The sequence below is a fragment of the Candidatus Enterococcus wittei genome, from assembly GCF_002140175.1.
Lineage (GTDB): Bacteria > Bacillota > Bacilli > Lactobacillales > Enterococcaceae > Enterococcus_B > Enterococcus_B wittei.
Map to the genome: position 1 here is coordinate 635688 of NZ_NGMO01000002.1, position 2831 is coordinate 638518.

At 40.1% G+C, this 2831-nt stretch carries 3 protein-coding genes, 1 rRNA gene and 1 other annotated feature; of the genes, 1 reads left to right on the forward strand and 3 read right to left on the reverse strand.

The features are described 5' to 3' along the window. Nucleotides 1–27: 27 nt before the first annotated feature. Nucleotides 28–897 (forward strand) — a sequence feature (23S ribosomal RNA rRNA prediction is too short). A gap of 104 nt (nucleotides 898–1001) precedes the next feature. Beyond that, a 5S ribosomal RNA gene (gene rrf, locus A5844_RS07130) occupies nucleotides 1002–1117 on the forward strand. Between the two features lie 55 nt (nucleotides 1118–1172). On the opposite strand, the gene A5844_RS07135 is transcribed toward rrf, so the two are convergent. The 3 genes from A5844_RS07135 to A5844_RS07145 all read right to left on the reverse strand — a co-directional run bounded on the left by A5844_RS07135 (nucleotide 1173) and on the right by A5844_RS07145 (nucleotide 2691). Continuing rightward, on the reverse strand, nucleotides 1173–1643 hold the full coding sequence (locus A5844_RS07135) for a glutathione peroxidase (protein WP_086284510.1): 471 nt from the start codon (nucleotides 1641–1643) through the stop codon (nucleotides 1173–1175). A 108-nt stretch (nucleotides 1644–1751) separates the two neighbouring features. Beyond that, a complete protein-coding gene (locus tag A5844_RS07140) occupies nucleotides 1752–2210 on the reverse strand; it encodes an S-ribosylhomocysteine lyase (RefSeq protein WP_086284511.1) in 459 nt (152 codons plus the stop codon). A 205-nt stretch (nucleotides 2211–2415) separates the two neighbouring features. After that, nucleotides 2416–2691 carry a hypothetical protein gene (locus tag A5844_RS07145; RefSeq protein ID WP_086284512.1) on the reverse strand — a complete coding sequence of 92 codons (276 nt, stop codon included), beginning with the start codon at nucleotides 2689–2691 and terminating at the stop codon, nucleotides 2416–2418. Nucleotides 2692–2831: the final 140 nt, after the last annotated feature.

A 2831-nucleotide genomic window follows, 5' to 3' on the forward strand; every position in this document is an offset into this window, starting at 1 on the left:
GTCTCAACGAGAGACTCGGTGAAATTTTAGTACCTGTGAAGATGCAGGTTACCCGCGACAGGACGGAAAGACCCCATGGAGCTTTACTGTAGTTTGATATTGAGTGTCTGTACCGCATGTACAGGATAGGTAGGAGCCGTAGAAGTCGGAACGCTAGTTTCGATGGAGGCGCTGGTGGGATACTACCCCTGCGTTATGGCCACTCTAACCCGCACCACTAATCGTGGTGGGAGACAGTGTCAGATGGGCAGTTTGACTGGGGCGGTCGCCTCCTAAAAGGTAACGGAGGCGCCCAAAGGTTCCCTCAGAATGGTTGGAAATCATTCGAAGAGTGTAAAGGCAGAAGGGAGCTTGACTGCGAGACCTACAAGTCGAGCAGGGACGAAAGTCGGGCTTAGTGATCCGGTGGTTCCGCATGGAAGGGCCATCGCTCAACGGATAAAAGCTACCCTGGGGATAACAGGCTTATCTCCCCCAAGAGTCCACATCGACGGGGAGGTTTGGCACCTCGATGTCGGCTCGTCGCATCCTGGGGCTGTAGTCGGTCCCAAGGGTTGGGCTGTTCGCCCATTAAAGCGGCACGCGAGCTGGGTTCAGAACGTCGTGAGACAGTTCGGTCCCTATCCGTCGCGGGCGTTGGAAATTTGAGAGGAGCTGTCCTTAGTACGAGAGGACCGGGATGGACTTACCGCTGGTGTACCAGTTGTTCTGCCAAGGGCATTGCTGGGTAGCTATGTAGGGAAGGGATAAACGCTGAAAGCATCTAAGTGTGAAGCCCACCTCAAGATGAGATTTCCCATTTCTTTAAGAAAGTAAGATCCCTGAGAGATGATCAGGTAGATAGGTCAGGAGTGGAAGTACAGTGATGTATGGAGCGGACTGATACTAATCGATCGAGGACTTAACCAAAATAAAATGAAAAACTCGGTAGAGTTTCTTACATGAACTTCAAATCCAGTTTTGAGTGAACAAGATTTACTCAAATATAGATAACACCACAGTGTGGTGGCGATAGCAAGAAGGATACACCTGTAACCATGCCGAACACAGAAGTTAAGCTTCTTAGCGCCGATTGTAGTGAGGGGTTGCCCCTTGTGAGAGTAGGACGTCGCCACGCAAAAGTAAAAAACAGTTGGACAAATGTCCAGCTGTTTTTTTTGTTTTGAGTATTTTTAAAGAATGGCTTCTATAGAGTCAACCATGCTTAGTGGAGAAGTTTTTGGTGCCACACGTTCGACTACATGACCTTCTTTATCTACGAGGAATTTTGTAAAGTTCCATTTGATTGCATCAGTCAAAGTACCTGGCGCTTCTTCTTTTAAATAATCAAAAAGAGGATCTGCATTTGACCCATTTATTATTGTAAGTTGATGCATTGGAAAGGTCACACCATAAGTAGAGCGGCAAGCTTCTGCAGCCTCACTTGCTGAAGCAACTTCTTGTTTGAATTGATTAGAAGGAAACCCTAATATAACCAATCCTTTGGCTTGATACTTTTTGTAAAGTTCTTCCAACTGCTCGAATTGGGGCGCTAATCCACATTTCGTAGCTGTATTAACGATCACGAGAGGATGACCCTTGTACTTCTCTAAGGAATACGTAGTCCCATCTTCTAAAGTAACATTGAAATCATAAATATTCATAAAATTCCCTCCTGAAATATGAAATAGGCACTAAACGCAAAGTCTACTTTTTCGTTTAGTGCCTCAAGCTGTTATAGCTTAGTTTAAATCTTTAAATCCTGTTTTTATTTATGCTTCAACTTCTGACCATTCATCACGTTTTTCTAAGAATTCACGAGCTAATGCTTGTGCACCTTCTAATGTATGACTCGCAGCCCAGCCACATTGTGTTTCATTGCTTGCTGGAACTTCTGTTGCTTGAAGCACATCTTCCATTGTTTTTTCTAACACATCTAAAATTTCGTCATAGTTATCATGGTTTAAAACAGTCAAGTAAAATCCTGTTTGGCAGCCCATAGGTGACCAGTCGACGATATAATCTGCGTGGTTACGAATCAACTCAGCAGTTAAATGTTCTAACGAATGAAGACTTGGCATATCCATGTGTTCTTTATTTGGTTGTTTGAAACGAACATCATATTTAATGATCAAGTCACCATGTTCACCAGTTTTACGATCTGCTACTCGAACATAAGGTGCTTTTACTTTTGTGTGGTCTAGATTAAAACTTTCGACATTCATTTTCATAAAAATTACTCCTAACTCTTTGATTTTGTTATTTGTAAGGTATTGTTTTTAATAGTCCATACTTCAAACAACAACAAACTTGATTCACTTTGATTTTAACACTTATTTACTTATAGGTGTAGGGATCCAGATTTTTTTTCAGTACTTTTAAAAATTAATTGTTCAAAAGACAGAATAATATAAGTTTACCACCTTACATAATCATTTATCTAGATGTGTATAAGAGACAGTGCATATATTGGATTAGTTGGTCATTGATACACAACTTATTTTTATTTGTTAGAAGTTGAATATGATTGATTTTTTCTAAATCTTCTTGAATAGAAAAAAGTATTTTTTTTAAGCGTGCGAGACTTAAATAACTATCTAAATTCTCGCGTAGATTATCAAGAATATATTCGCCTGGCGGTAGTATCAATAACTTTCCATAAACGTTTAACTTCATTCTTGAATGTTCATCTAATAAGATCTTTTCGATCAATATGTCATCTCCTTTGGCATTTTTTTTATTATCACCTTATATATATTCTTTTGTAAATAGTCGTTTCAAATTTTTTTTTATTCTCAATGAAGGAAGAAATAAATAAAGAGAAGCTATTTCAAAGTTATAGTTCTCTGTTA

What these genes read in the sequence shown, in the direction of transcription:
- A5844_RS07135 (WP_086284510.1), bottom strand. Translation starts at nt 1,643, where the DNA reads ATGAATATTTATGATTTCAATGTTACTTTAGAAGATGGGACTACGTAT.
- A5844_RS07140 (WP_086284511.1), bottom strand. Translation starts at nt 2,210, where the DNA reads ATGAAAATGAATGTCGAAAGTTTTAATCTAGACCACACAAAAGTAAAA.